Raw genomic sequence first — 24801 nt, forward strand, 5'->3', positions numbered from 1 at the left:
ACTGTGCTTCCCAAACAAAAAGGCCGCTTGCGCGGCCTTTCCGTCCATCATTCATGGGTGCTGACCATCAGGCCGGGCGAACCAGAATGTGCTTTTTCTTGCCCAGCGACAGCTTGATGACATTGTCTGCCGTCACGTCGCCCGTGCCGATGATCTGACGTTCGTCAGACACGGCGTTGTCGTTGATGCGCACTGCACCACCCTGAACGTGGCGGCGGGCTTCGCCATTCGATGTGGCAAGGCCGGCGCGAACGATCAGCGACAGCAGGCCAAGACCGGCTTCCAGCTCGGAAGCAGGAACCTCGATCGATGGCAGATTGTCGGCCAGCGCGCCTTCTTCGAACGTCTTGCGCGCGGTTTCGGCGGCTTCTTCGGCAGCTGTGCGGCCGTGCAGCATGGCAGTGATTTCAGTCGCGAGGATTTTCTTGACCTCGTTGATCTCGGAACCAGCCAGCGCCGAGAGGCGAGCAATCTCATCCATCGGCAGCGTGGTGTAGAGCTTGAGGAAGCGGGAAACATCCGCATCCTCAGTGTTGCGCCAGTACTGCCAGAAATCATAGGCCGACAGCATGTCCGGGTTCAGCCAGACAGCACCGTTCAGCGACTTGCCCATCTTGGCACCGGAGGCGGTGGTCAGAAGCGGCGAGGTCAGCGCGTAAAGCTGCGGTGTACCCATGCGATGACCAAGGTCGATACCGTTGATGATATTGCCCCACTGGTCGGAACCGCCCATCTGCAAGCGGCAACCGTAGCGCTTGTTCAGCTCCACGAAGTCGTAAGCCTGCAGGATCATGTAGTTGAATTCGAGGAACGACAGCGACTGCTCGCGGTCAAGGCGTGTCTTGACGCTATCGAAAGACAACATGCGGTTGACCGAGAAGTGACGGCCGACATCGCGCAGGAATTCCAGGTAGTTAATGTCACGCAGCCAGTCGCCGTTGTTGATCATCAGCGCAGGCTTGCCCGCCTTGTCGTAATCGAGATAGTTGGCAAACACGCGCTTGATGGAGGCGATGTTGCTCTCAATGGTGTCGATGGTCATCAGCTGGCGGGCATCATCCTTGAAGGACGGATCGCCAACCATGCCGGTGCCGCCACCCATCAGCGAGATCGGCTGGTGGCCGGTCTGCTGCATCCAGTGCAGCATCATGATCTGGATCAGGCCGCCAGCGTGCAGGCTAGGTGCGGTCGGGTCGAAGCCTATATAGGCGGTCACGGTTTCCTTGGCGAACAATTCGTCAAGACCTGCCTCGTCGGAGATCTGGTGAATGAAGCCGCGCTCATCGAGCGTGCGGAGGAAATCGGACTTAAACCTGGACATAACCTTTTGTTCTCTCTGGTGTCATGTTTTCAAGTGCTGGCAAGCAGCAAACGCCGGGGCTTTAGCATTGTTTTTTGAATTGTGCACCAGTTTCAGCCATGAATGTTAAAAACGAATCCTTGATCAGGCAGGAGTAGCGGTGTGGGCACTATAAAAACGGCAATTGGCCTGATGAGCGGCACGTCGATGGACGGCATCGACATTGCCATGCTGCGCACCGATGGCGACTCATTTGTCGAGCGTGGACCAAGCGGTTACTTCCCCTATGACGCCACCTTGCGGGCCAAATGGCAGCAGGCGCTGGTCACTGCGAAAAAGATCAATGAGCGTCGCGAACGGCCGGATGATCTGGCCGAGGCCGAGACGGCACTGACGCTGTGCCATGCCGCCGTCGTGCAATCCTTTCTCAAGCAGAATGGTCTGGTGCCCTCGCATGTCGATGTCATCGGTTTTCACGGGCAGACGGTTTTGCACCGGCCTGACGACGCGCTGACGGTGCAGATTGGCGACGGTCCGCTTCTGGCGCGTGAAACCGGTATCGATGTGGTCTATGACATGCGCGCCAATGACATGGTGCATGGCGGGCAGGGCGCTCCGCTTATCCCGGCCTATCACGCTGCCCTTTCGGCCAATCTGCCGGAGGCTTTTGAAACACCTGCGGTATTCGTCAATATTGGTGGCATTTCCAACCTGACCTTTATCGGCAATGGTGGCGCACTTGCCGCCTTTGACAGTGGTCCCGGCAACATGCTGATCGACCAGTGGATGGAGGCGCATACCGGCCAGACCTTTGATAAGGGCGGGCAGGTTGCGGCCAAGGGCAGTGTCAATGCAGCGCTGAGTGAGCGATACATGGCAAGCTCGTTCTTTTCGGCCAACCAGCGGCGGTCGCTCGACCGCGGTGATTTTCTGCCACCCCAAAAGGGCGAGGTTTCGCTCGAAGATGGCGCGCGCACGTTGTCTCATGTTACGGCAGCCGCCATTCTCAAATCCGCGACCTATCTGCCCGACCACGCCAAGACCTACATTGTTTGCGGTGGCGGGCGCCTGAACCCGGTGATCATGGCGGAGTTTGCCACCCTTGCGGCTGAAAAAGGTGCCAAGGTGGTGTCGGCCGAGGCTGCCGGTTTTGATGGCGGCGCGATGGAGGCTGAGGCCTGGGCCTATCTTGCCGTGCGCTCACTCAGCGGTCTGCCTCTGACCTATCCCGGCACAACCGGTGTCAAGGAACCGGTGAGCGGCGGGGTTCTGGCAAAGGCGTGATTTGTTGCGAAGGAGATGCAGTCGTCTCGATCCTCACCCCTGTGCTCAACCCGCGCCGTTTTTGTTTGGTGGTTCGTCGCAACATACTCTCCTCATCTCTGTGCTTGTCACAGAGATCCAGTGGAGCGCGTCGGCGCGATAAAAGAGTCCTTTCAGCCCAATGACTTGGGCTGGCCTGGATTTCTGTGACAAGCACAGAAATGAGGGAGTTTTTATGGACGGCGGTTGCTCCACAGCCGCCAAAATTCGATTTTATCGACAAAAGAAACGTCGTGTGGAGAGAGCGTTGCCACCCTCTCCAACAGCGTGGTCAAATCTGCGCCTGACCACCATCAACGAACAATTCGATGCCGTTGACGAAGGAGGCTTCGTCGGAGGCCAGGAACAGCACTGCCTTGGCGATTTCTTCCGGCTGGCCGATGCGACCGGCGGGAATGAGGCTGGACAGATAGTTCTTGGTGTTTTCGGCATTTTCGCCGTTGCCGAACAGTTCATTGAGGCCTGCGGTGTCGGTCAGGCCGGGGCTGACGGCGTTGACGCGGATGTGGCGGTCCTTCAGGTCAAGGATCCAGTTGCGGGCAAAGTTGCGCACTGCCGCCTTGGTGGCAGAGTAGACGCTGAAGGCCGGTGTGCCAGAAATGCTCGTTGTCGATGATGTCAGGATGATCGAGGCACCGTCACGCAGCAGCGGCAGGGCTTTCTGCACCGTAAACAGCGTGCCCTTTACGTTGGTGTCGAAGGTTTTCTGGTAATGCTCTTCGGTGATGGCACCGAGGGCTGCCATCTCACCGCCGCCAGCATTGGCAAACACCACGTCGATCTGGGCATGTTTCTGCTGTACGGCATCATAAAGGCGGTCGATATCGACCAGCTTGCTCATGTCGGCCTGAACGCCAGTAACACGGCCACCAATTTCCTTGATGGCGGCATCCAGTGCATCCTTGCGGCGGCCGGTGATGAACACGAATGCACCCTGCTGCGAGAAGGCTTTTGCGGTGGCAAGGCCAATGCCGCTGGTGCCGCCGGTGACGATTACGACCTTGTTTTCAAATGTCTTGCTCATTGTCTTTGCTCCTTGTTGACGACCCGTTGTCGTTGGAATGAACATGACAGCAGAACGATGATGCAAATAGTCAGCAAAACTGTTACTCATCGTTCCATATGGAGAACGATGATGCGATCTGATCTGAATGATCTCGTTTATTTTGCCGAAGTGGTCACCCATGGCGGATTTACCGCAGCGGGCCGGGCACTGCGGGAACCGAAGTCGAAGCTGAGCCGCCGGGTTGCCGGGCTGGAAGCGCGTCTCGGTGTACGGCTGATCGAAAGATCCAGCCGACGCTTTCGGGTGACCGATGTCGGGCAAGCTTTCTATGAGAGGTGCAAGGCGATGCTTGAGGAGGCGGCACGCGCCGAGGCACTGGTCGCAGAAGCGCAGTCCGAACCCCATGGACTAATCCGCATGAGTTGCCCGACCGGTCTGGTGGAACCGATTTCGGCACTGATAACCCGGTTTCTCGGGCAATATCCCAAGGTAAGGCTGCAACTGGTGGCGATTGACCGCCCGGTTGATCTTATCGAGGAACGCATCGACATCGCACTGCGAGTGCGCACATCACTGGACGGTGATGCATCGCTGACCATGCGCTCGCTTGGCAATTCTGTGCGTATTCTGGTGGCGAGCCCACAACTGGCTGGGCGCATTGGCGAGATCGACCAGCTCTCTGCGCAGGCAACACTGTCGACCACCGACGATCATGGCGAGGTCAACTGGTTTCTGGAAACCGATGACGGACGTAGCCACACGCTGCGGCATGAACCGCGCATGGGTTGCGCTGATTTTACCGCCGTCCGAGCAGCGGCCATTGCCGGGTTGGGCGTGGCTTTGTTGCCGGACCATACCTGCCGCCAGGCGCTTGATGACGGTACGCTGGTGCGTGTCCTTCCGGCGTGGCGCGGCGTGAAGGGGCTGGTGCATCTTGTCTTCACCACACGGCGTGGCCTGCCGCCGGCGGTGCGCAAATTCATCGATAGTCTGGCAGCAGAATTTCCCGAGGACGCCTTGGCGCGCTGATGGGAACGCCGCCAGCTCCCCATTCAAAAAAAGAGAGTGGAGGCTGGCTTGATGACTTACCGTGCGAAGTGTTTGGCGCCGGCCACGCAGGCAATGACGGCAACCGTTACGGCAAGCATACCCCAAGTTACCGGTTCGTTGAGCAGGGCTGCGGCCAGCGCAAGACCAAGGAAAGGCTGTAGCAACTGCAACTGGCCAACGGCGGCAATGCCTCCCTGCGACAGACCGCGATACCAGAATACAAAACCGATCAACATGCTGAACAGCGAGACATAGGCAAGTCCGATGAAGGCGGGCATGTGAATGTCTGAAAATGTCGTGGGCATGTAGAGAAAGGCAGCAGGCAGCATCAAGGGCAGGGACAGAACCAGCGCCCAGCAGATCACCTGCCAGCCGCCCAGCGTGCGTGACAGTCTGCCGCCTTCGGCATAACCCAGACCGCAGACGATGACGGCGGCCACCATCATCAGGTCACCAAATGGCGACACACTCAAGCCCTGAAACAGTGCAAAACCGGCAACCATTGCGCTGCCAAGAATGGAAAAGGCCCAGAAGGCTGGTTTGGGTCGCTCGCCGCCACGGATTGCGCCAAAGACCGCGGTTGCCAGCGGTAGCAGGCCAATGAACACGATGGAATGTGCCGAGGTCACGTGTTGCAGCGCCAGCGCCGTCAGAAGCGGAAAGCCGACCACAACACCACCGGCCACCACGGCCAGTGACACCAGTTCGCGGGGTGACGGAGGTTTCTGTTTCAGCGCCAGCAAAAAGGCGAGTGCCAGCAGGCCAGCGATTGCGCCACGCGCTACCGTCAGAAACACCGGGTCAAACTGCATGACGGCCACACGGGTGGCCGGAAGCGACCCGCTGAAAATGACCACGCCGATAAAGCCGTTGATCCAGCCCGCACTTGTCCGTTCCATAATTTACTCCATTCATTGTCTCGCTGTTATCCAGCAAAGCCTTGGCGATACCAGTTACAGTCTGATACAGTCTGCCGAAACTGTTATGGACACAAAGGCAGTACAGATGGTGGAGAATGCCAAGGGCCAGACACGGGTAGCCACCGTCATGTCGACGATCCGCCAGCGGATTGCCGGGCGAACACTGACGCCGGGTGCAAAGCTGCCTTCGGTGCGGCGGCTGGCCTCAAGCCTTGATGTTTCGACGTCAACCGTGGTGGAAGCCTATGACCGGCTGGTGGCGGAAGGTGCCATCCTGTCGCGTCCCGGTTCCGGCTTTTATGTTGCCAGTCAGGTGGCGCCGTTCACGCTGACGCAGGCAGGCCCAAAGGTTGACCGGGCGGTTGACCCGTTCTGGGTGTCGCGCCAGTCGCTGGAGGCCAATGATGATAATCTCAAGCCCGGTTGTGGCTGGCTGCCGCCATCCTGGCTTCCCGAAGACAGTATCCGGCGGGCGTTGCGTACACTTTCGCGGGCGGACGGCGCAACACTTGCCGATTATGGTTCGCCGCTTGGGCTTCCGGGCCTGCGCCAACTGGTGGCCCGGCGCATGGCCGAAAAGGGCATGGAGGCATCTCCCGACCAGATCATGCTGACGGAGTCAGGTACGCAGGCCATTGATCTCTTGTGCCGTTTCCTGCTGGAGCCGGGGGATACGGTGCTGGTGGATGACCCCTGTTATTTCAATTTCCATGCGCTGCTGCGTGCGCACCGTGCCAAGATTGTCAGTGTGCCCTATACGCCGAACGGGCCATCTATCGACGCCTTTGCCAGTACGGTCAGCGAGCACCGTCCGCGCCTCTACATCACCAATTCCGGCATACATAATCCCACCGGTGCTGCACTTTCTCCTGTCACCGCACACCGGGTGCTGAAGATCGCCAATGAGTTCGATCTGACGATCATAGAGGATGACATCTTCTCCGATCTGGAGCAGGTGCCGGCACCACGACTTGCGGCCTTTGACGGTCTGGACCGGGTGATCCACATAGGCAGTTTTTCCAAGACGCTTTCGGCCTCGGCGCGCTGCGGATTTGTTGCGGCAAAACCGGAATGGATCGAAGGGCTGACCGATCTGAAGATCGCCACATCCTTTGGCGGTGGCCGCATGACGGCGGAGCTGGTTTTTAACGCGCTGAGTGACGGCAGCTACCGCAAACATCTGGATGCGACGCGGCTGAGATTGGGCCAGGCGATGAATGATGTGTCGTCCCGGCTGGAAAAGCTTGGCGTGACGCCGTGGATCAGACCGACGGCTGGCATGTTTCTGTGGTGCCAACTGCCTGATGGGGCGGATGCAACAGATGTTGCCCGGGCAGCACTTGAGCGCAAGGTGGTGATGGCGCCCGGTAACGCCTTCAGCCTTAGCCAGTCGGCCACCAGTTTCATGCGTTTTAATGTGTCGCAAAGTCTCGACCCACGAGTGTTTGAGGTGCTGGGCGATATTCTCCGGCGGCGGGTGTAACGGAAACGCATTGGCGCGTTGGCGCCAGCACGCAAAAAACCGTAAAAAACCTCTTGCGCCGTACCCAACGTCATACCTTACATCAGGGGCATGATTGAGCGGGAACGAGTGCATGCATATGGCAGCAAGCGATGAAAATTTCGAACTGACGGCGGCGCAATGTGCGCGGCGTGTCGGCATTTCGGTCCGCGCCTTGCGGCACTATGAACAGGCCGGAATTATCAAACCCCGCCGGACCGATAAGAACTGGCGTCTCTATGGCGCGAGGGAAGTCGCACGTCTCTATGAAATCCTGACGCTGAAACATCTTGGCCTCAGCTTGCACGAAATTCGCGGCATTCTGGTTGGCAAGACCACCGATCTCGCTGGCCTGCTTGGCATGCAAAGCGAGACGCTGCAGGTGCAGCTGGAGCGCACACAAAACAGTCTGGCCACCATCAATACGCTGCGCGGCAAGATCGCGGCTGGTGGCGATCTATCGATTGAAGATCTGTTGAAACTGACCAAGGAGGCAAACATGGCTGACATATCGCCCGATGCCGTGGCATGGCGCCGTTACGAACAGGCGCGGCCGCGCAGTGAAAAAAAGATCGATCCGTGGCTCTATGGCCAATATGCCGGAAATTACGTGCTGGACGGTCTGGGTTATGTCATCACGCAGAAAGACGGCAGGCTTTTTACCCGTATGACAGGACAGCCGGAGCTGGAAATCTTTGCTGAAGATGTCGACCGGTTTTTCTACAAGGCGGTTCAGGCGCAATTGACCTTTACCCGCGATCACACCGGTGCCGTTACCGGGCTGGTGTTGCACCAGAACGGTTATGAGCAGGCAGCGCCACGGGTGCAGGAGGTCGTGGTCAGCGAGTTGGAAAAAGGCCTGTCCGAGCGGGTGAAAAACCGCCAGCCATTTGAAAACAGCGAAGTGCTGTTGCGCCAACTGATTGAACAACACCAGCGTGGTGAGCCGGATTACGAGCAGATGAGCCCGCTTCTGGCCCAGGCAGCCAGCGAGCAGATCGATGTCATAAAGGCTGATCTGGCACGGCTGGGGCCTCTTCGTGACATCAGCTTCAAGGGTGTCTCAGCCGAGGGCTGGGATGTCTACGATGTCAGGTTTGAAGAGGGTGAGTTGGAATGGCGGTTCACACTGGCGGCGGATGGCAAATTTGCCGGTATCCTCATCCGTCCGCCACTGTGAGTGCCGTTATGAGTGTGGTTTCGATGTTTGTTTCGACACCGGTCTCTGTTGTGGTTGAGATTGCGCGCCTGTCGCAATCTCTTTTCTAGAACAAGCCGACGGCACCCTCACGCAGGATTTTCTCAGTCTGCGGGCTGGCAACCAGCGGTGAAGATTCACCATCATCCTCCAGCGTGGTGAAATATGTGGCCGGTGTGGTGCCGGGTTTGAACATTTCCTGCACGCCGTCTGGATCATCCGGCGTGGTTGCCATGCCTGTGGTGCGGCTGATGAGATAGGCGGTCATGCCAGCGGGAACGTGGAAGTTCGACACGGGAACCTTGTCCAGTGCCGCTGACATGAAGTCATTAAACACAGGCGCGGCCAGTCCGCCGCCGCTGCCAGCACGGCCAAGGCTGCTCGGTTCGTCAAAACCGATATAGATGCCGGTGACCAGTTCCGGCGTAAAGCCGACGAACCATGCATCATGGTTGGCATTTGTCGTGCCGGTCTTGCCAGCGACAGGGCGACCAAGCTTGACGTGGCGCGAGGCTGTACCACGTTCAACCACGCCCTGCATCATCGATACGGTCTGGTAAGCGGTCATGGGGTCAAGCACCCGCTCGCGCGTATCGGTCAGTTCCGGTTCCGACTGTCCATCCCATTTTTCGACGTTGCAGTTGTCACACTGGCGCTGGTCCTGACGGAACACTGTCTTGCCGGTGCGATCCTGCGTGCGGTCAATCAGGCTTGGCGTAACCTGCAAACCGCCATTGGCAATCACCGAATAGGCGGCGACCATTTTCATCAACGTGGTTTCACCTGAACCGAGCGACATCGACAGAACCGGCGTGCGGTGGTCATAGATCCCCAGACGATCCGCGTATTCCATCACGGTGTCCATGCCGACGGCATTGGCAAGCTTTGCGGCCATGACATTGCGGGAATGTTCGATGCCGAAACGCAGTGTCTGCGGACCGGCATAGCTGTCGCCGTCATTCTTTGGTGCCCATACATGATCACCGAGGCGGAATTCGACCGGTTCGTCACGGATAACGGTGGCGGGAGAAAAACCATTGTCGAGGGCAGCAGCATAAACGATCGGCTTGAACACCGATCCTGGTTGGCGCAGTGCCTGTGTGGCACGGTTGAATTGCGACTGGGTGTAGGAAAAGCCACCGACCATTGCCACAACGCGGCCGGTCTGTGGCTGCATGGAAACGAGAGCGCCCTGCACCTTCGGGAATTGCCGCAAACGATAGTCACCGGAGGACTGTTTCTCGACCAGCACCACGTCACCGGCTTTCAGCAGGTCGCGGGGTTTCTTTTTGCCGAGCGCCCATTTCATGCCAGCCGCAGCAAGGCGAACGCGGCTGTTATCGGCGTCTTTCAGGGTCAGTTCAGCGTCGTCAGGGCCAATGGCATTTACGATTGCCACAGACCATTCCGGTACATCAGTATCGGTCTTGATCTTGGCAAATGCCTCCTGCCAATTGTTGACGATATCGATATGGTCGAGCGGGCCGCGATAACCGCGCTGTTCATCGTAAGCGAGCAGGGCAGTTTGCAATGCCGAGCGGGCCTCACGCTGCAATTTCGGGTCAAGCGTGGTGCGGATGGAATATCCGCCCTGATAGAGGGCCTGTTCGCCCAGTTCGTCGACCATGGTTTTTCTGACGTCATCGATGAAATAACCAGCCTCGGCAAATCTGGTCGGTGCCGGTTGCCGCACCACGCCAAGCGGTTTCTGTTTTTCAGCCAAGGCAAGATCGGCGGCGACGTAACCGTTTTCCACCATGCGGTCGATCACCCAGTTGCGCCGTTCCACCGCCGCCTTCTCGTAAAGGAAGGGGTTGTAGTTGGACGGACCCTTGGGCAGGGCGGCGAGGTAGGCTGCCTCGGCAATGGAGATTTCGCTGACCGGTTTGCCGAAATAGGTCAAAGCCGCCTGTGCAATGCCATAGGAGCGCTGGCCGAAGAAAATTTGGTTCAGGTAAAGCTCGAGAATACGATCCTTGGAAAAGGTGCCTTCCATCCGGATCGACAACAGGGCTTCCTTGATCTTGCGAGTCATGGTTTGGTCGGAGGTCAGCAGCAGGTTCTTGGCGACCTGCTGAGTAATGGTGGACGCACCAACCATACGTTTGTCGCTGCCCATATTCGTCAAGTTTACTGTGATGGCGCGCGCCAGACCAATGAAGTCCAGGCCGTTATGCTGGTAAAAATTCTTGTCCTCTGCGGAAATGAAGGCCGCCTTGACGCGGTCCGGCACCGACTGGATGGGCAGGAACAGCCGTGGCTCAGAAGCGAACTCGGCGACCACATCACCATTTGATGCGTAAAGCCGCGACTTCAGCGGCGGGGTATAATCCTGCAAGCTGGTATAATCGGGCAGGTCCTGCTGAACGGTGGCAACCAGCACGGCAACGCCAGCGGCGCAAAGCAGCAGGCCCATACAGGCAATGGAAAAGAAGTAACCGATAAGTCTGAACAACTGCATTCTCACTTGCGGGAATTTGCGGGCGTGCCGGCGGCCATTCAGCCGCGGGCGAGGTCACCGGGTAAACCGGTGATGTGTCATTGCGATCATCATTGCGGCGAGGCTGAACGATCTGAGGCGTTACGGCCGCACAGCATGTCTCACGTCGAGTTCACGAAGTGAACTTTCGCAGCGGCGCTGGTAGGGTCGCGGAAATCACGGACAAACGAAGCCCGAAAACGCATCGTCATAGTGTCACTGTTCTTTCTCGGCATTGATGGTGTCATCGGTGGAGGCCAGATCGGTCAAGGTCTTGCAATGTCTGATGTCACCGGTTGGGTGGGGTCGACACGATTGCCGCGTCGCGCCCGAGATGGCGGATCGTCATGGCGAAATCTGGGCAAACGACATCAACAGGGTGTGACTTTATGCTGAGTCCACAGGATAATCTGAGGCGGATGAGGTGGTGCAAAACGCGCCATGCTTGACGGCGGATCCGGGGCACACTCAGTTCCTGTCACAAGGGTTTTTCCAACGAAACGATAAAGCCGCAATGCTGTTGCGGCCTTTGTTTTGTTGCCGACGGTTTACAAAAGAACCACGCGGTTACTCGCCTCTCGACCAGGCAAGGGCGTCCACGCCGGCTGGCAGGACAGTTGGGCAGGCCGGGTCAGTTGCAGCACGGAAAACCGCTTCTGCCACGTCCTGCGCCGTGGTCACGGCATTGGGGTCATGTGCTTGCATCTGCGCCAGCGTCTGCTGCGCAAAGTCCTGATAGGCAGGGGGAAACCAGCCGCGTTTTGCGATCATCTCCTGCGCATTCGTGGCGAAGCTGGTCGATGGAGCGAGACCCGGAACAACAATGCGGGCCTGAATGCCGAATTGGCTAAGTTCCGGCACGGCAGCTTCGGTCATGGCGGTCAGTGCCGCCTTGCTTGCGCGGTAGACGGACAGAAGCGGCACCGGTTTGTATATGGTGCTTGAACTGACATTGACGATGACGCCGGAGCGTCGCTCACGCATGCCTGGCAACACTGCCTGCATCATGGCCATGGTGCCAAACAGATTGGCTTCGAAAATCTCTCGTGCCGTATCGAGCGGAGTGCCTTCAATGGCGTTCAGCCAGCCGATGCCGGCATTGTTGACGAGGACGTCGACTTGGCCTGCCTGTGCGACGGCGTCTGTAATGCTATTTGGCTTGGTGACGTCGAGTGGCAGGACATGCAGCGCATCGGAGGCTGGAAGCGTGCTGGCCTCCGGGTTGCGCATGGTGGCAAAAACCTGCCAGCCCTTGTCGAGGAAGTGCAGTGCGGTTTCGCGGCCAAACCCGGTCGAGCAACCGGTTATGAGAACGGTGTTCATGAAATAATACCTTTGCTTTGGAAGGACCATTTCAATATATGAATGTTTCCTCAGGTTTGGTATTCGCATCATGAACAGGCTCGGTCCAACGCTGCTAAAGCCCAGAAAAGCGCCTAAACAGACGCGCTCTGCCGCCACGATAGAGGCCATTCACACCGCCACTATTCAGGTTTTATTGGCCGAGGGGGTGGCGCGTCTGACCACGACACGGGTGGCGGAACGCGCCGGTGTCTCAATCGGCACAATGTATCAATATTATCCGCACAAACAGGCGCTGTTGTTTGCGATTGTCGAACAGCAGCTGGAAACGGTGACAGCCTTCATGCTGGCGGCGGCCGACCGGCTGCGGGGACGGCATGTCGGGGACGTTGCTGAAGGTCTGGCCACCGCCTGGCTTGACGTCAAGACCTCCGACAGTCAGGCCTTCCGGGCTATCTACAGCATCGCTGCCGAGTTTGATCTGGCGGAAGGCATGGGGCGGGCACTCAACCATATGGCTGAGGTGATGTCTCAATTGCTGGCAGCCGCACCGGATGCCAATTTTGAAGATTGCGATGCTGTTGCCTTCATGCTGGCATCAATGATTGGCGGTTCGGTGCGCACGGTGCTGGATGCGGCGGCGTCGGAAGAAAACCTGATGCGCCTGCGACGCGAACTACCCTTGGCCTGCCGCGCCTATGTGACGGCAGCGCGATAATCTGTTCTGGGCTGAAAGTCGACCCGCAGGAAAAATAACAAAATTCAATTCTGAGAAGCTAAGGTAAGATTATAACAACCGGAAATGGATAAATAGAGCAAGGTTGCGTTGATCCCGATGTTTTCAAGGAAACAGACATGCGGCGAAACAGTGTTCTGGCAGTTGCATTCGGTCTGGCGATTTGCGCCGGCGTTTTGCCGCTTCTCGCCGCCTATTATATTTCGCGTGAACGGGCATTCGTGCTGGAACGTCGCCACCTTGCCGATTATGCCGAGTGGACGTTGCAGCGCGCCGATCTGAATATTTCCAGAGCCAGAACTGCGCTAGAGACTGTGATGTCAGAACAACGCGAGACCTGTTCGGCCGCCGATATTACGCGTCTTCAGGAAATCACCACAGCAACCCTGTCCGTTGAGGAAATTGCCATCACCAACGGTGGTCGCGTGATTTGCAATAGTTGGGGACCAATGCGTGATGAGGAGCATGTTAGTGGTGAGCCGATACCGCTCTCAGACGGTTATATGTTGCGTCTGAACGGTGGTGGTCTTTCGGATCCCTCGCAGGGCATGCTGGTGGTCAGCCATGGAGAGTTTCATGCGCTGTTAAAACGTGAACGGTTGGTGGATGTGTTGCATGACACACCGATGTTGCTTGGCATTGCCTCACTGTCTGGCCAGCCGATCATGGTGTCCGGTGACGCTGACCCTGCGCTTGTGTCGCGGTTGGTCAGCCAGCAGGTCAGCGGCTTCAACGAAAGTGAAGTGTTTTCATCGCGCCGTGGCAAGGACTTTGCCGCTTTTGCTATCTCCAGCCGCAGCGTTGTTGATTGGCGAACGGACGGACAACTCTGGAAGATGATTCCAATCGGCATTGGCGTGTCTTTGGCGCTGATTGCGCTGGTGGTGTGGATATCACGGCAACGCCTGTCACTGGCCGGTGAATTGATGACGGGCATTCGCCGCAAGGAGTTTGTCGCTCACTATCAGCCCATCATCGAATTATCGACTGGACGTTGCGTCGGTGCCGAAGCGCTTATCCGCTGGCCACGACCCGATGGCTCGACCGTCAGGCCAGACCATTTCATTCCGTTTGCTGAAGATCATGGGATGATTGGCCAGATCACGGAACTTGTGATCGGCAATGTCATTGCCAACATGAAGACGGCGCTGGTTGAGCATCGCGACATGCATATTGCCATCAATCTTTCCCCTGAAGACGTGGAAAGCGGTCATTTCCTGACGGTGGTATCCGACGCATTGAAGCACACCGGCGTAGAGACCTCGCAAATCTGGCTGGAGGTAACGGAACGTGGTTTCATTCACGCCGATATTGCCCGCGCGACACTGACCAAGGCGCGCGACGCCGGTCATGTGATTGCGATTGATGATTTCGGTACCGGATATTCCAGCCTTTCGTTGCTGGAAAGCCTGCCGGTCTCGGTGCTGAAAATAGACAAGTCCTTTGTCGATGCGATTGGCCAGAATGCCGCCACCAGTCTGGTGACCCCACATATCATCGAAATGGCCCACAGCCTGAAACTGGAGATGGTGGCGGAAGGCATTGAGACCGTGGAGCAGGAGGCAATCCTTGTTCAGTCGGGCGTGCAATACGGGCAGGGCTGGCTATATTCCAAGGCGCTGCCCTTCGATGAATTCATGGCCTTTTACAAAAAGCGCAATGCCGGCCTTGAGGACGGCGGTGCTGCTGTGCCGGTCGGTGCTGCGTCCGGAAATGTGTAAAAACTGAGAGCGGCAGCGGTTGGGGTGATCCAGCGTTCACCGCGACGCTCTGAAGGAAGGTGATCATGCAGACAGAAGCTTTTCCTGATAATCCTGATGCCTTGCGGCTTTCCCTAGAGGAAACCGGTCTTGAACCAGATGTCATTTCGCATCTGGTTGCTCAGGCGCGTGCCGCAATTCTGCTGACCACGAGTGAAAGCGATGAGGATGACATTGCGCTTGGAGCATCCAAGATCGGCGGCCGGCCGGACCTGCCACGTGGCATGGCATGGCCAACACGGCCAGCCTATCCTGATGCCGCGACGAGAGCTGTCGGCCATCGCAAGGAAGCCGAGCGACTGTTGGCAGATTCCAAAAAACCACGTTCATGGATGACGCCGGAGCAGGGCGAACGTTTCTGTGCTGACTACAAGGCCAAGGCCGATGCGATAGAGACAGAGTTTCCTTTGGCGTTTCTAGGTCAGGTCAATCTTGCCGAACTGTCTGTTGAAAGCGGATTTGATCCAATATTTCCGAACAAGGGTCGTTTGCTGCTGTTTTACGATTACTGGGAACAGCCAGAAGATTTTACGCCGGAAGCCTCTGTCGGCTGGCAGGTGCTGTTTGATGAAACGCCTGAGGATGCGTTGGTGCGGACAGACATACCATCAGCCCTGACTGGCATTTCCGATGATCAGTGGTCTTGTGTGTTCAAGGCAGCGCGCATTGCGACGCGTAGCATCCTGACGCCCATTCCACCGAACGATAAGGGTTGGGATGCCTTTTCCTTGGAAGATGACGAGGCACTCGATGAATATCAGGAGTGGTTATCCGAGTTCGGAACGCCTGACATGGAAGGGCGCGACAACCATCAGTTCGGCGGCTTTCCGCAGACCTTGCAAAATGGTCTGCAGGCCACTGCCCAGTTGGTGACACATGGCCTGAACTGCGGCAGAAGCGAGGTGTGGAAGACCGATGAGGCAAAGGAGCTGATCAAATCCGCTGGCGAATGGCGGTTGATGATGCAGCTTGGCGTGGACAAGCATGCTGGTATTCCATCACCCGGCGCCTATTACGTGATCATGCGCGATGAGGACATTGCCGCACGCCGTTTTGATAGGGCCCGGATTACGTATCAGTGTGATTGAAAGGGGCGTATCACGCGACCCTCATTCCCGTGCTTGTCACGGGAATCTATCCACGTTGCGGATTTGGCACCGGCTTAGATCCTCGCCTCAAGGGCGAGGATGACGTTGGAGATGTTGGTGTGGCATCGCAGCACTCTCAATCCCGTCATCGCCCAAACAAAAAGGCCGCAACGATGTTACGGCCTCTCTGCAATTTATCAGCTTTCGGCTTCGCTTAGCGAATACGCTTGGCAGCCGGTTCTGGCACCAGTTCGCCGTTCAGGCGGCGGTCGAGGTAATCCTCGCACTCGGCCATCAGCGTATCGACCTTGGCGTTGAAGAAGTGGTTGGCACCCGGCACTGTGCGGTGGGTGATGAGAATACCCTTCTGGGTCTTCAGCTTCTCAACCAGATTGTTGACGTCCTTTTCAGGCGCAACCTTGTCCGAATCGCCATTGATGATCAGACCCGAAGACGGGCAGGGCGCCAGGAACGAGAAGTCGTAGGTGTTCGGCTGCGGAGCAATCGACATGAAACCTTCAATTTCCGGACGGCGCATCAGAAGCTGCATGCCAATCCACGCGCCGAAGGAATAACCGGCGACCCAACAGCTCTTGGAATCTGGATGCAGGCTCTGTACCCAGTCCAGTGCCGATGCGGCATCCGACAATTCGCCAGCGCCGTGGTCGAATTCGCCCTGGCTGCGGCCGATGGAGCGGAAGTTGAACCGGAGCGTGGTAAAGCCGCGCTTCTGGAACATGTAGAACAACTGATAGACAATCTGGTTGTTCATGGTTCCGCCAAACTGCGGATGCGGGTGCAGGATAATGGCGATTGGGGCGCTTTTTTCTTTCGATGGCTGGTAACGGCCTTCGAGGCGGCCGGCTGGGCCGTTGAAGATGACTTCGGGCATTGATACTCCGGTCGTGTTTTCTGTTCCAAATGATTTTCAGGGCGCAACAAGACTTGACGTGGTGTGTCAGGTTTTCTAGAACCCAGTTTAGAACAATTCGAAACTATTGCGTGTTTTGAACACTTGAACGTGTCATAAGGCAATGGTGGCTGAAATTTCAAGGAAAATGCGCTGCGGCGTAAACGGGAAGTAGAGAAGCAGGTTCCTCAGATATGGCAAATACATCGCGCATATATCTGGATTGGAATGCAACGGCACCACTTTTGCCGTGCGTTCGCGATGCCTTGCTGCATGCTTTCGATCTTTCGGGAAATCCGTCGTCGGTCCACAAGGAAGGGCGTGCAGCCCGTATGGCAGTCGAATCGGCGCGCCGCAATGTGGCAAATCTGGTCGGTGCGCAGGCATCGCATGTGGTGTTTACCAGCGGCGCCACCGAGGCTGCCAATCTGGTGCTGACGCCCGATTACAAGATGGGTCGCTCGGCGCTTCGCATCGGAAAGCTTTATGTTTCGGCAATCGAACATCCCGCCGTGCGCGAGGGTGGACGGTTTTCCAAGGATAACGTTACGGAAGTTCCTGTAACGTCAGACGGTGTTCTGGACCTCGATGCGCTGAAGAAGCTGCTGGAGGACCATGACAAGACAACCGGTCTGCCCATGGTTGCGGTGATGCTGGTCAATAACGAGACCGGTATCGTGCAGCCGGTGGCAGAAGCCGCAAGACTGGTGCATGCCGCCGGTGGCCTGATGGTGGTCGACGCCGTACAGGCTGCGGGACGTCTGCCTATTGATATTCAGGCGCTGGATGCCGATTTCCTGTTTGTCTCCTCGCACAAGATTGGTGGCCCCAAAGGGGTTGGCGCTCTGGTTACGCGCGGTGAAGCCATGATGCCGAAGGCACTTATTCATGGCGGCGGACAGGAAAAGGGTCATCGCTCGGGAACGGAAAACACAACGGCGATCATCGGCTTTGGTGCCGCTGCCGCTTTTGTGCTTGATGGTCTTGTCGAACGCAATGCCGCGATTGCGACCTTGCGTGAGCGTCTTGAAACCGGCATGCGCAAGGCCGCAGTGGATGTCATTATCCATGGGGCGGAGGTTGAACGGGTGGCGAATACGACTTTCTTCACCCTGCCAAGTCTCAAGGCGGAGACAGGGCAGATTGCCTTTGATATTGAAGGCATCGCGCTGTCTGCAGGGTCGGCGTGTTCGTCTGGCAAGGTGGGCGAAAGCCATGTGCTGACGGCGATGGGTAAAGACCCGAAGCTGGGTGGCTTGCGCATCTCTCTCGGTGTTTCGACATCTGAGGCCGAGATTGACCAGGCGCTTGCCGCATTTGAAAAGATCGCCAGCCGCAGGAAACCTGCCGGGCAGGCGGCCTAAAGTGAATTGAATTTGCGGAAAGTCAAATTTTCGCTTGCCGGAACTGGTGAAAAACGCCATCCGGACGACTACATCAAGGCGGACTAATCCGTCTTAACGTTGACAAGCCACCGGACCTTGGATCCGGCGAGATTGGAGAACGCAATGGCTGCGGTGCAGGAAACAATCGATCAGGTACGCCAGATCGATGTCGACCAGTACAAATACGGGTTTGAAACCCATATCGAAGTAGACAAGGCCCCGAAGGGACTTTCTGAAGAGGTGATCCGTTTCATTTCTGCCAAGAAGCAGGAGCCGGAATGGATGCTCGAGTGGCGTCTTGACGCCTATCGTCGCTGGTTGACGATGGAAGAGCCTACCTGGGCACGTGTGAGCTATCCAAAGATCGACTTCAACGATCTCTATTATTATGCCGCACCAAAGAACGTGACCGGCCCGATGTCGATTGACGATGTCGACCCGGAACTGATCAAGACCTATGAGAAGCTGGGTATTCCGCTGCGTGAGCAGGAAATTCTGGCTGGCGTGCAGACCTCGAGAGTTGCCGTTGATGCGGTGTTCGACAGTGTGTCTGTTGTGACCACCTTCAAGGAAGAATTGAAGAAAGCCGGCGTGATCTTCATGTCGATTTCTGAAGCCATCCGCGAACATCCTGACTTGATCAAGAAGTATCTCGGTTCGGTTGTTCCAACCACCGACAACTTCTATGCGACGCTGAACGCGGCCGTGTTTACCGACGGTTCCTTCGTGTTCGTGCCAAAGGGCGTTCGCTGCCCGATGGAGCTTTCGACCTATTTCCGTATCAATGAAAAGAACACGGGCCAGTTCGAACGCACGCTGATCATTGCCGAGGACGGCGCTTACGTGTCCTACCTTGAAGGCTGTACAGCCCCGCAGCGCGACGAAAACCAGCTTCATGCTGCCGTGGTCGAGCTTGTGGCTCTTGATGATGCCGAAATCAAATATTCCACCGTCCAAAACTGGTATCCTGGCGACAAGGACGGCAAGGGCGGTATCTACAACTTCGTGACCAAGCGTGGCGACTGCCGTGGCAACCGTTCGAAGATTTCCTGGACGCAGGTTGAAACCGGTTCGGCGATTACATGGAAGTACCCATCGTGCATTCTGCGTGGCGATGACAGCCGTGGCGAGTTCTACTCGATTGCGGTGTCTAACGGTCACCAGCAGATCGACAGCGGCACCAAGATGATCCACCTCGGCAAGAACACGTCGAGCCGTATCATCGCCAAGGGTATTGCGGCCGGTTTTTCAGAAAACGTCTACCGTGGTCAGGTGTCTGCCCACCGCAAGGCAACCAACACCCGCAACTTCACCCAGTGTGACAGCTTGCTGATTGGCGACAAGTGCGGCGCGCATACTGTGCCTTACATCGAGGCAAAGAACTCGTCCGCTCACTTCGAGCACGAAGCGACAACCTCGAAGATTTCCGAAGACCAGCTCTTCTACTGCCTGCAGCGCGGTATTCCTGAGGAAGCGGCGATTGCGTTGATCGTCAATGGCTTCGTCAAGGAAGTCATTCAGGAGCTGCCGATGGAATTTGCCGTTGAAGCACAGAAGCTGATCGGCATCTCGCTCGAAGGTTCCGTGGGCTGAGCCTTTTACGAATACGACCCTGAGTGCGCGGCTTTCGCGCACCATCGATCACACTATTCTTAGGAAAACATCATGCTTGAAATCATCGACCTGCACGCAAAGATCGCAGATACCGAAACCGAAATCATCCGCGGCCTGAACCTGAAGGTTGCGGCCGGCGAAGTGGCTGCCATCATGGGCCCGAACGGTTCCGGCAAGTCCACGCTGTCCTACATCCTGTCGGGCCGCGAAGATTACGAAGTGACCTCCGGTGACATTCTTTATAACGGCGAAAGCATTCTGGAACTCGACGCTGCAGAGCGTGCGGCCAAGGGCGTTTTCCTGGCCTTCCAGTACCCGGTAGAAATTCCAGGTGTGGCCACCATGCAGTTCCTCAAGGTTGCGATGAACGAGCAGCGCAAGGCACGTGGTGAATCCGAGCTGACAACGCCTGACTTCATCAAGCGCGTCAAGGAGGCTGCTGGCGATCTGAAGATCGACATGGACATGCTGAAGCGTCCGCTCAACGTCGGTTTCTCCGGCGGTGAAAAGAAGCGTGCGGAAATCCTGCAGATGGCACTGCTTGAGCCAAAGCTGTGCGTTCTCGACGAAACCGACAGCGGTCTCGACATTGATGCGCTGAAGATCGTGGCTGACGGCGTCAATGCGCTGCGGTCTCCTGACCGTGCAACTGTTGTCATCACGCACTACCAGCGCCTGCTGGACTACATCGTGCCGGATACCGTCCACGTTCTCTACAAGGGCCAGATCATCCGCAGCGGCGACAAGACGCTGGCGCACGAACTGGAAGCCAACGGTTACGCCGACATCATCGGTGAAGCAGCCTGATCGGGCGCGAAAGGGATGATGTGATGAATATTCAAAACACAAACAGGCAAACAGCCGCAGAGACTGCGCTTGTTGAAGCCTATACCGCGCAACTGGGCGATCTGCCGGGCAACGGTGCTGTGATTGCAGCGCGCGACAACCTGCTGGAAAACCTCAAGACGCTTGGTCTGCCGACCCGCCGTATCGAGGCATGGCACTATACGGACCTCAAGACGCTGCTGCGAGCCTTGCCGGACACCGTGCCGGTTCCGGTTCTGTCTGCTGCTGCCCCAATCGTTAGCGGTTCGCCTGTCATCGCGTCCTTGCAGGGCGTGGCGGCAAAGGGTGTGACAACGGAAGGTTTTTCCGTTTCCAGCTTTGGCGAAGCCCTGCTTGACGGTTCTGCCGCAGCCGGTCTCAGCGAACTGGACAAGGACGATGTCATTGGCCGTATCAACGGCAGCTTCGTGCGCGACGGTTTTGTGGTGGACATTCCGGCCAATGCCGAGATTGAAACACCGATCGAAATTCAGGCGATCCACGGCGGTGGTCAGGTTCACAACCGGTTTCCGGTCCGTTTTGGCGCTGGCGCCAAGGCAACCATCATTGAACGTCACCTTGCCGCGACGGAAGACGGCGCGTTCGTGTCCTCGATCAGTGACATCACGCTCGATGACGGCGCGGAAGTCACCTGGGTTCTGCTGCAGCAGCAGGGCGCGGCTGACACCCATCTTGGCCAGTTGCGCATCCGCATGGGTGCGGATGTCAAGCTGCGTCTGTTCTTCATCAATGCCGGTGGCAAGCTGGTTCGCCAGGAACTGCGCATCGATGTTGAAGGTGAAGGCAGCGATCTGATCGTTCGCGGCGTCAACCTGCTCGGCGGCGAAACGCACACCGACGTGACCATGGTTCTTGGCCATAACGTACCGAACACGACCTCGACGGAAATTTTCCGCAACGTCGTGTTCGACCGTGCCAAGGGCATTTTCCAGGGCATGATCCGGGTTGCTCCCGACGCCCAGAAGACCGATGCCAAGATGGCGTGCAACACGCTGCTGATGTCTGACGATGGCGAGTTTTCGGCAAAGCCGGAGCTTGAAATCTTTGCTGACGACGTTCAGTGCGGTCACGGCGCGACGGTTGCCGATATCAGCGACACCCATCTCTATTACCTGATGGCGCGCGGTATCCCTCGGGCAAAGGCACGTGCCATGCTCGTCAACGCCTTCGTTGCTGAAATCGTTGAAGAACTGGAAGATGAACACCTGGTAGAGGCGTTGGAAACCATCATTTCCAATTGGCTGGAAAATCATGCCTGATAGCGAACGCGCCGCAGTGGTGGCCCCCTATGACGTTGAAGCCGTGCGCCGGGATTTTCCGATCCTGTCGCGCGAAGTCTATGGCAAGCCGCTTGTCTATCTCGACAACGGCGCATCCGCACAAAAACCACAGGTCGTGATCGACGCGGTGTCGCATGCCTATTCGAATGAATATGCCAATGTGCATCGCGGCCTTCATTTCCTGTCCAATGCCGCAACCGATGCGTATGAAGCGTCGCGCGAAAAAGTGCGCCGCTTTCTGAATGCCGGTTCGGTGGATGAAATCATCTTCACCAAGTCCTCCACCGAAGCGATCAACACGGTTGCCTACGGTTACGGCATGCCAAAGATCGGCGAGGGTGACGAGATCGTCATTTCGATCATGGAGCACCACTCCAACATCATTCCCTGGCATTTCATTCGTGAACGACAGGGCGCCAAGCTGGTCTGGGTGCCCGTTGATGACGAGGGCGCCTTCCATATCGAGGCATTTGAAAAAAGCCTGACCGAGCGCACCAAGCTGGTTGCCATCACGCATATGTCCAATGCGCTGGGTACCGTGGTACCGGTGAAGGAAATTTGCCGTATTGCGCATGAGCGCGGCATTCCGGTGCTGGTGGATGGCTCTCAGGGCGCTGTCCATATGCCCGTCGACGTGCGTGACATTGACTGCGACTGGTATGTGATGACCGGTCACAAGCTGTATGGGCCGTCGGGGATTGGCGTTCTCTACGGCAAGGCTGACCGGCTGAAAGAAATGCGCCCATTCATGGGTGGCGGAGAAATGATCCTTGATGTGTCGGAAGACATGGTCACCTACAATGATCCACCGCACCGTTTCGAGGCTGGCACACCACCGATCGTGCAGGCAATTGGCCTTGGTTACGCGTTGGATTACATGGATAATCTCGGCCGTGCTGCGATTGCCGCGCATGAGGCAGATCTGGCCGCTTACGCCAAGGAACGCCTGCAGGCGATCAACTCGTTGCGGATTATTGGCGATGCCCCCGGCAAGGGTGGTATATTCTCGTTCGAGCTTGCCGGTATTCACGCCCATGACGTTTCCATGGTCATTGACCGGCGCGGCGTTGCCGTGCGGGCCGGAACACATTGCGCCATGCCGCTCTTGAAAAGGTTCGGCGTGACGTCCACATGCAGGGCATCCTTCGGTCTTTACAATACACGGGCCGAGGTTGATGCACTGGCCGATGCGCTGGAATATGCGCGCAATTTCTTTGCCTGAGGATGAGGATTATGAGCGCCGAAACAAGCGAAAAGACTGTCGATATCGTAGAAACTTCATCCGCTTCGTCCATCTCGCCGGCTGAGCTGGCGCGTCTGAGCGATGACGTGATTGCGGCGCTGAAAACGGTTTACGACCCTGAAATTCCGGCAGATATTTTCGAGCTTGGCCTTGTCTACAAGATCGACATCGAAGACGACCGCATGGTCAAGATCGTCATGACGCTGACCGCGCCGGGTTGCCCGGTGGCTGGCGAAATGCCGGGCTGGGTGGAAAATGCCGTTGGCGCCGTTGAAGGTGTATCCGGCGTTGAAGTGTCGATGACCTTCGATCCACCTTGGACACCCGACCGCATGTCCGAAGAAGCCCAGGTTGCCGTTGGCTGGTACTAAGCCACGCCGGGTTCTGGCAGTTAAGATTGATGTCAGTCTTGCGAAATCAGGTTGCTGGTTTCGCGGGATTTACGAGTAGCGATACAGTCTCACCCATTTTTGACGAATGCCATCTCTTGATATCAAGGGGGGCTAGGGCTAAATTCAGTGTATGAAAACATCGGGCCTTTACCCCGGTGGTATTTTAATAGCGTCGCTTCCAGACAAAACGCTTTGGTGTTTTTGACGGTGCGATGCGACAGGAGAATGAGCCAATGGGCTTTGCCGTGATGACTATGACCGAGGCCGCCGCCAACCGTGTGAAGGCGATTGTCGCCAATTCCGGACCAGATGCGCTGGGTGTGCGCGTTGGTATCAAAAAAGGCGGCTGTGCCGGCATGGAATACACCATCGATCTGGTCAAAGAACCTGACGCCAAGGATGACCTGATCGAGTCTGCAGGTGCCAAGGTCTGGATTCAGCCATCTGCCGTGCTTTATCTTTTGGGCACCCAGATGGACTTCGAAGTCACAAAAATGCGCTCTGGCTTCATTTTCAGCAATCCCAACCAGACATCAGCATGTGGTTGCGGTGAATCGGTTGAGCTGCAAGCAGCAGATCTTGCCGAGCTTGCCAAGCAGCGCGAAGCGGCCACCGCCTGATTTTATTGTTGCCCCGGGATTAAAACGGGTAGCGATTTTCATACGAGGGCCTGTCCCTGATATCGCCCGCACTTCCTCAAGCGTCGCTAATTTGGTTTGCGTGATTGGATCCTCGGGTCAGGCCCGAGGATGACGTCGAGAGAATGGTCGGTGCAGGGGTCTCCAAAAACTCCCCTCATACCTCTCCTTGGTTCACGTCCGAGGATGACGGTGGATAGCGTAGACATTTCAATTCCTGCGATTTTGAATGCTCGCGTGTCACCAAAACCTCCCTTGTAACTTCCCATTTCCGCCATTTAGCGCTGTAATGCCAAATGCGGTGACGGATGAAAGACCGCAACTCCCTAGGGCTTTGAAGCCCGTGAATGAGCAAGGGTCTTCATCCGTCGTTCCATCGAACCCGAACAGTCGCCAGGGCCGCTTGCTGATGCGAAGCCCGATTAGGCAAGGATGGGATAAGATGGATATCATTGCTGGAATAGACGTCTCGAAAGCCCGGCTCGACGTTGCAATTGCACCGTCCGGTATAACCCTTAGCGTCGATAACAATGATCAAGGCATCGACGAACTTGTACAGCATCTGAAGGCACAGCACGTCGATCTCATTGCCTTGGAAGCGACCGGCGGTTACGAAACACTGGTGGCAGCCAAACTATCTGCCAGTGGCTTATGCGTGATCATCGTCAATCCGTCACAGGTGCGCTCCTATGCCAATGCCATTGGTCGCCGCGCCAAGACCGACGAGATTGATGCGCAGGTGATCGCGGCTTTTGTACTGGCAACCAAGCCACAAATCCGGCCACTGCGTGACGCGCAAACCCAGGCATTGTCGGCACTTGTCGACCGCA

The 24801-nt window shown here is 56.9% G+C and carries 21 protein-coding genes; 15 read left to right on the forward strand and 6 right to left on the reverse strand.

Features of this window, described 5'->3' with window-relative positions; all coding sequences use genetic code 11:
- Positions 1-67 precede the first annotated feature (67 nt).
- Positions 68-1321 (reverse strand): tyrosine--tRNA ligase, encoded by a 1254-nt coding sequence (gene tyrS, locus IB237_RS11845; protein ID WP_192488801.1) that lies wholly within the window; start codon positions 1319-1321, stop codon positions 68-70.
- A gap of 141 nt (positions 1322-1462) precedes the next feature.
- Here tyrS and IB237_RS11850 point away from each other — a divergent pair, with 141 nt between their 5' ends.
- Positions 1463-2584, forward strand: a complete 1122-nt coding sequence (locus IB237_RS11850) for an anhydro-N-acetylmuramic acid kinase (protein WP_192488802.1) — start codon at positions 1463-1465, stop codon at positions 2582-2584.
- A 310-nt stretch (positions 2585-2894) separates the two neighbouring features.
- Here the strand turns inward: IB237_RS11850 and IB237_RS11855 are convergent, their stop codons facing one another.
- The gene (locus tag IB237_RS11855) at positions 2895-3647 is read right to left on the reverse strand and encodes an SDR family NAD(P)-dependent oxidoreductase (protein WP_192488803.1); all 753 of its coding nucleotides are present in this window, start codon (positions 3645-3647) and stop codon (positions 2895-2897) included.
- Between the two features lie 108 nt (positions 3648-3755).
- On the opposite strand from IB237_RS11855, the gene IB237_RS11860 reads away from it, so the two are divergent.
- Positions 3756-4658 carry a LysR family transcriptional regulator gene (locus IB237_RS11860; RefSeq protein WP_210323884.1) on the forward strand — a complete coding sequence of 301 codons (903 nt, stop codon included), beginning with the start codon at positions 3756-3758 and terminating at the stop codon, positions 4656-4658.
- A 56-nt stretch (positions 4659-4714) separates the two neighbouring features.
- Here IB237_RS11860 and IB237_RS11865 read toward each other — a convergent pair whose 3' ends face one another.
- Positions 4715-5578, reverse strand: a complete 864-nt coding sequence (locus IB237_RS11865) for a DMT family transporter (protein ID WP_192488804.1) — start codon at positions 5576-5578, stop codon at positions 4715-4717.
- Between the two features lie 85 nt (positions 5579-5663).
- On the opposite strand from IB237_RS11865, the gene IB237_RS11870 reads away from it, so the two are divergent.
- Together IB237_RS11870 and IB237_RS11875 are read left to right on the forward strand one after the other, a co-directional pair.
- On the forward strand, positions 5664-7082 hold the full coding sequence (locus IB237_RS11870; RefSeq protein ID WP_192488805.1) for a PLP-dependent aminotransferase family protein: 1419 nt from the start codon (positions 5664-5666) through the stop codon (positions 7080-7082).
- 112 nt (positions 7083-7194) lie between these two features.
- The gene (locus IB237_RS11875) at positions 7195-8280 is read left to right on the forward strand and encodes a MerR family transcriptional regulator (protein WP_246787806.1); all 1086 of its coding nucleotides are present in this window, start codon (positions 7195-7197) and stop codon (positions 8278-8280) included.
- 85 nt (positions 8281-8365) lie between these two features.
- Here IB237_RS11875 and IB237_RS11880 read toward each other — a convergent pair whose 3' ends face one another.
- Complete coding sequence (locus IB237_RS11880) at positions 8366-10753, reverse strand: penicillin-binding protein 1A (RefSeq protein ID WP_192488806.1); 2388 nt, start codon at positions 10751-10753, stop codon at positions 8366-8368.
- Between the two features lie 591 nt (positions 10754-11344).
- On the reverse strand, positions 11345-12100 hold the full coding sequence (locus IB237_RS11885) for an SDR family oxidoreductase (protein ID WP_192488807.1): 756 nt from the start codon (positions 12098-12100) through the stop codon (positions 11345-11347).
- A gap of 70 nt (positions 12101-12170) precedes the next feature.
- On the opposite strand from IB237_RS11885, the gene IB237_RS11890 reads away from it, so the two are divergent.
- The 3 genes from IB237_RS11890 (at position 12171) to IB237_RS11900 (ending at position 15663) form a co-directional block, all read left to right on the forward strand.
- Positions 12171-12797 carry a TetR/AcrR family transcriptional regulator gene (locus IB237_RS11890; protein ID WP_192488808.1) on the forward strand — a complete coding sequence of 209 codons (627 nt, stop codon included), beginning with the start codon at positions 12171-12173 and terminating at the stop codon, positions 12795-12797.
- Between the two features lie 137 nt (positions 12798-12934).
- The gene (locus tag IB237_RS11895) at positions 12935-14536 is read left to right on the forward strand and encodes an EAL domain-containing protein (protein ID WP_192488809.1); all 1602 of its coding nucleotides are present in this window, start codon (positions 12935-12937) and stop codon (positions 14534-14536) included.
- Positions 14537-14601: 65 nt separating this feature from the next.
- On the forward strand, positions 14602-15663 hold the full coding sequence (locus IB237_RS11900) for a YwqG family protein (protein ID WP_192488810.1): 1062 nt from the start codon (positions 14602-14604) through the stop codon (positions 15661-15663).
- A gap of 214 nt (positions 15664-15877) precedes the next feature.
- Here the strand turns inward: IB237_RS11900 and IB237_RS11905 are convergent, their stop codons facing one another.
- Positions 15878-16555: an alpha/beta hydrolase gene (locus tag IB237_RS11905; protein WP_192488811.1), complete on the reverse strand. Its 678-nt coding sequence runs from the start codon at positions 16553-16555 to the stop codon at positions 15878-15880.
- Positions 16556-16767: 212 nt separating this feature from the next.
- Between IB237_RS11905 and IB237_RS11910 the strand changes: the two genes are divergently transcribed.
- The 8 genes from IB237_RS11910 to IB237_RS11945 all read left to right on the forward strand — a co-directional run.
- Positions 16768-17937: a cysteine desulfurase family protein gene (locus IB237_RS11910; RefSeq protein ID WP_192488812.1), complete on the forward strand. Its 1170-nt coding sequence runs from the start codon at positions 16768-16770 to the stop codon at positions 17935-17937.
- A 144-nt stretch (positions 17938-18081) separates the two neighbouring features.
- Entirely contained in the window at positions 18082-19551 is a 1470-nt protein-coding gene (gene sufB / locus IB237_RS11915; protein WP_192488813.1) for a Fe-S cluster assembly protein SufB, read from the forward strand.
- 72 nt (positions 19552-19623) lie between these two features.
- Positions 19624-20379 carry a Fe-S cluster assembly ATPase SufC gene (gene sufC, locus IB237_RS11920; RefSeq protein WP_192488814.1) on the forward strand — a complete coding sequence of 252 codons (756 nt, stop codon included), beginning with the start codon at positions 19624-19626 and terminating at the stop codon, positions 20377-20379.
- 23 nt (positions 20380-20402) lie between these two features.
- Positions 20403-21677 carry a Fe-S cluster assembly protein SufD gene (sufD, locus tag IB237_RS11925; RefSeq protein ID WP_192488815.1) on the forward strand — a complete coding sequence of 425 codons (1275 nt, stop codon included), beginning with the start codon at positions 20403-20405 and terminating at the stop codon, positions 21675-21677.
- Positions 21670-22920, forward strand: coding sequence for a cysteine desulfurase (locus tag IB237_RS11930; RefSeq protein WP_192488816.1), 1251 nt, complete (start codon positions 21670-21672; stop codon positions 22918-22920). The genes sufD and IB237_RS11930 overlap by 8 nt, the downstream gene beginning before the upstream one ends.
- 11 nt (positions 22921-22931) lie before the next feature.
- The gene (locus IB237_RS11935; RefSeq protein WP_192488817.1) at positions 22932-23312 is read left to right on the forward strand and encodes an SUF system Fe-S cluster assembly protein; all 381 of its coding nucleotides are present in this window, start codon (positions 22932-22934) and stop codon (positions 23310-23312) included.
- A 254-nt stretch (positions 23313-23566) separates the two neighbouring features.
- Positions 23567-23953, forward strand: coding sequence for a Fe-S cluster assembly scaffold SufA (gene sufA, locus IB237_RS11940; protein ID WP_192488902.1), 387 nt, complete (start codon positions 23567-23569; stop codon positions 23951-23953).
- 460 nt (positions 23954-24413) lie between these two features.
- Positions 24414-24801, forward strand: a 388-nt coding sequence (locus tag IB237_RS11945; RefSeq protein WP_192488818.1) for a transposase, incomplete at its 3' end; no start/stop codon positions are given.

Source organism: Agrobacterium sp. AGB01, from assembly GCF_014851585.1.
GTDB lineage: Bacteria > Pseudomonadota > Alphaproteobacteria > Rhizobiales > Rhizobiaceae > Agrobacterium.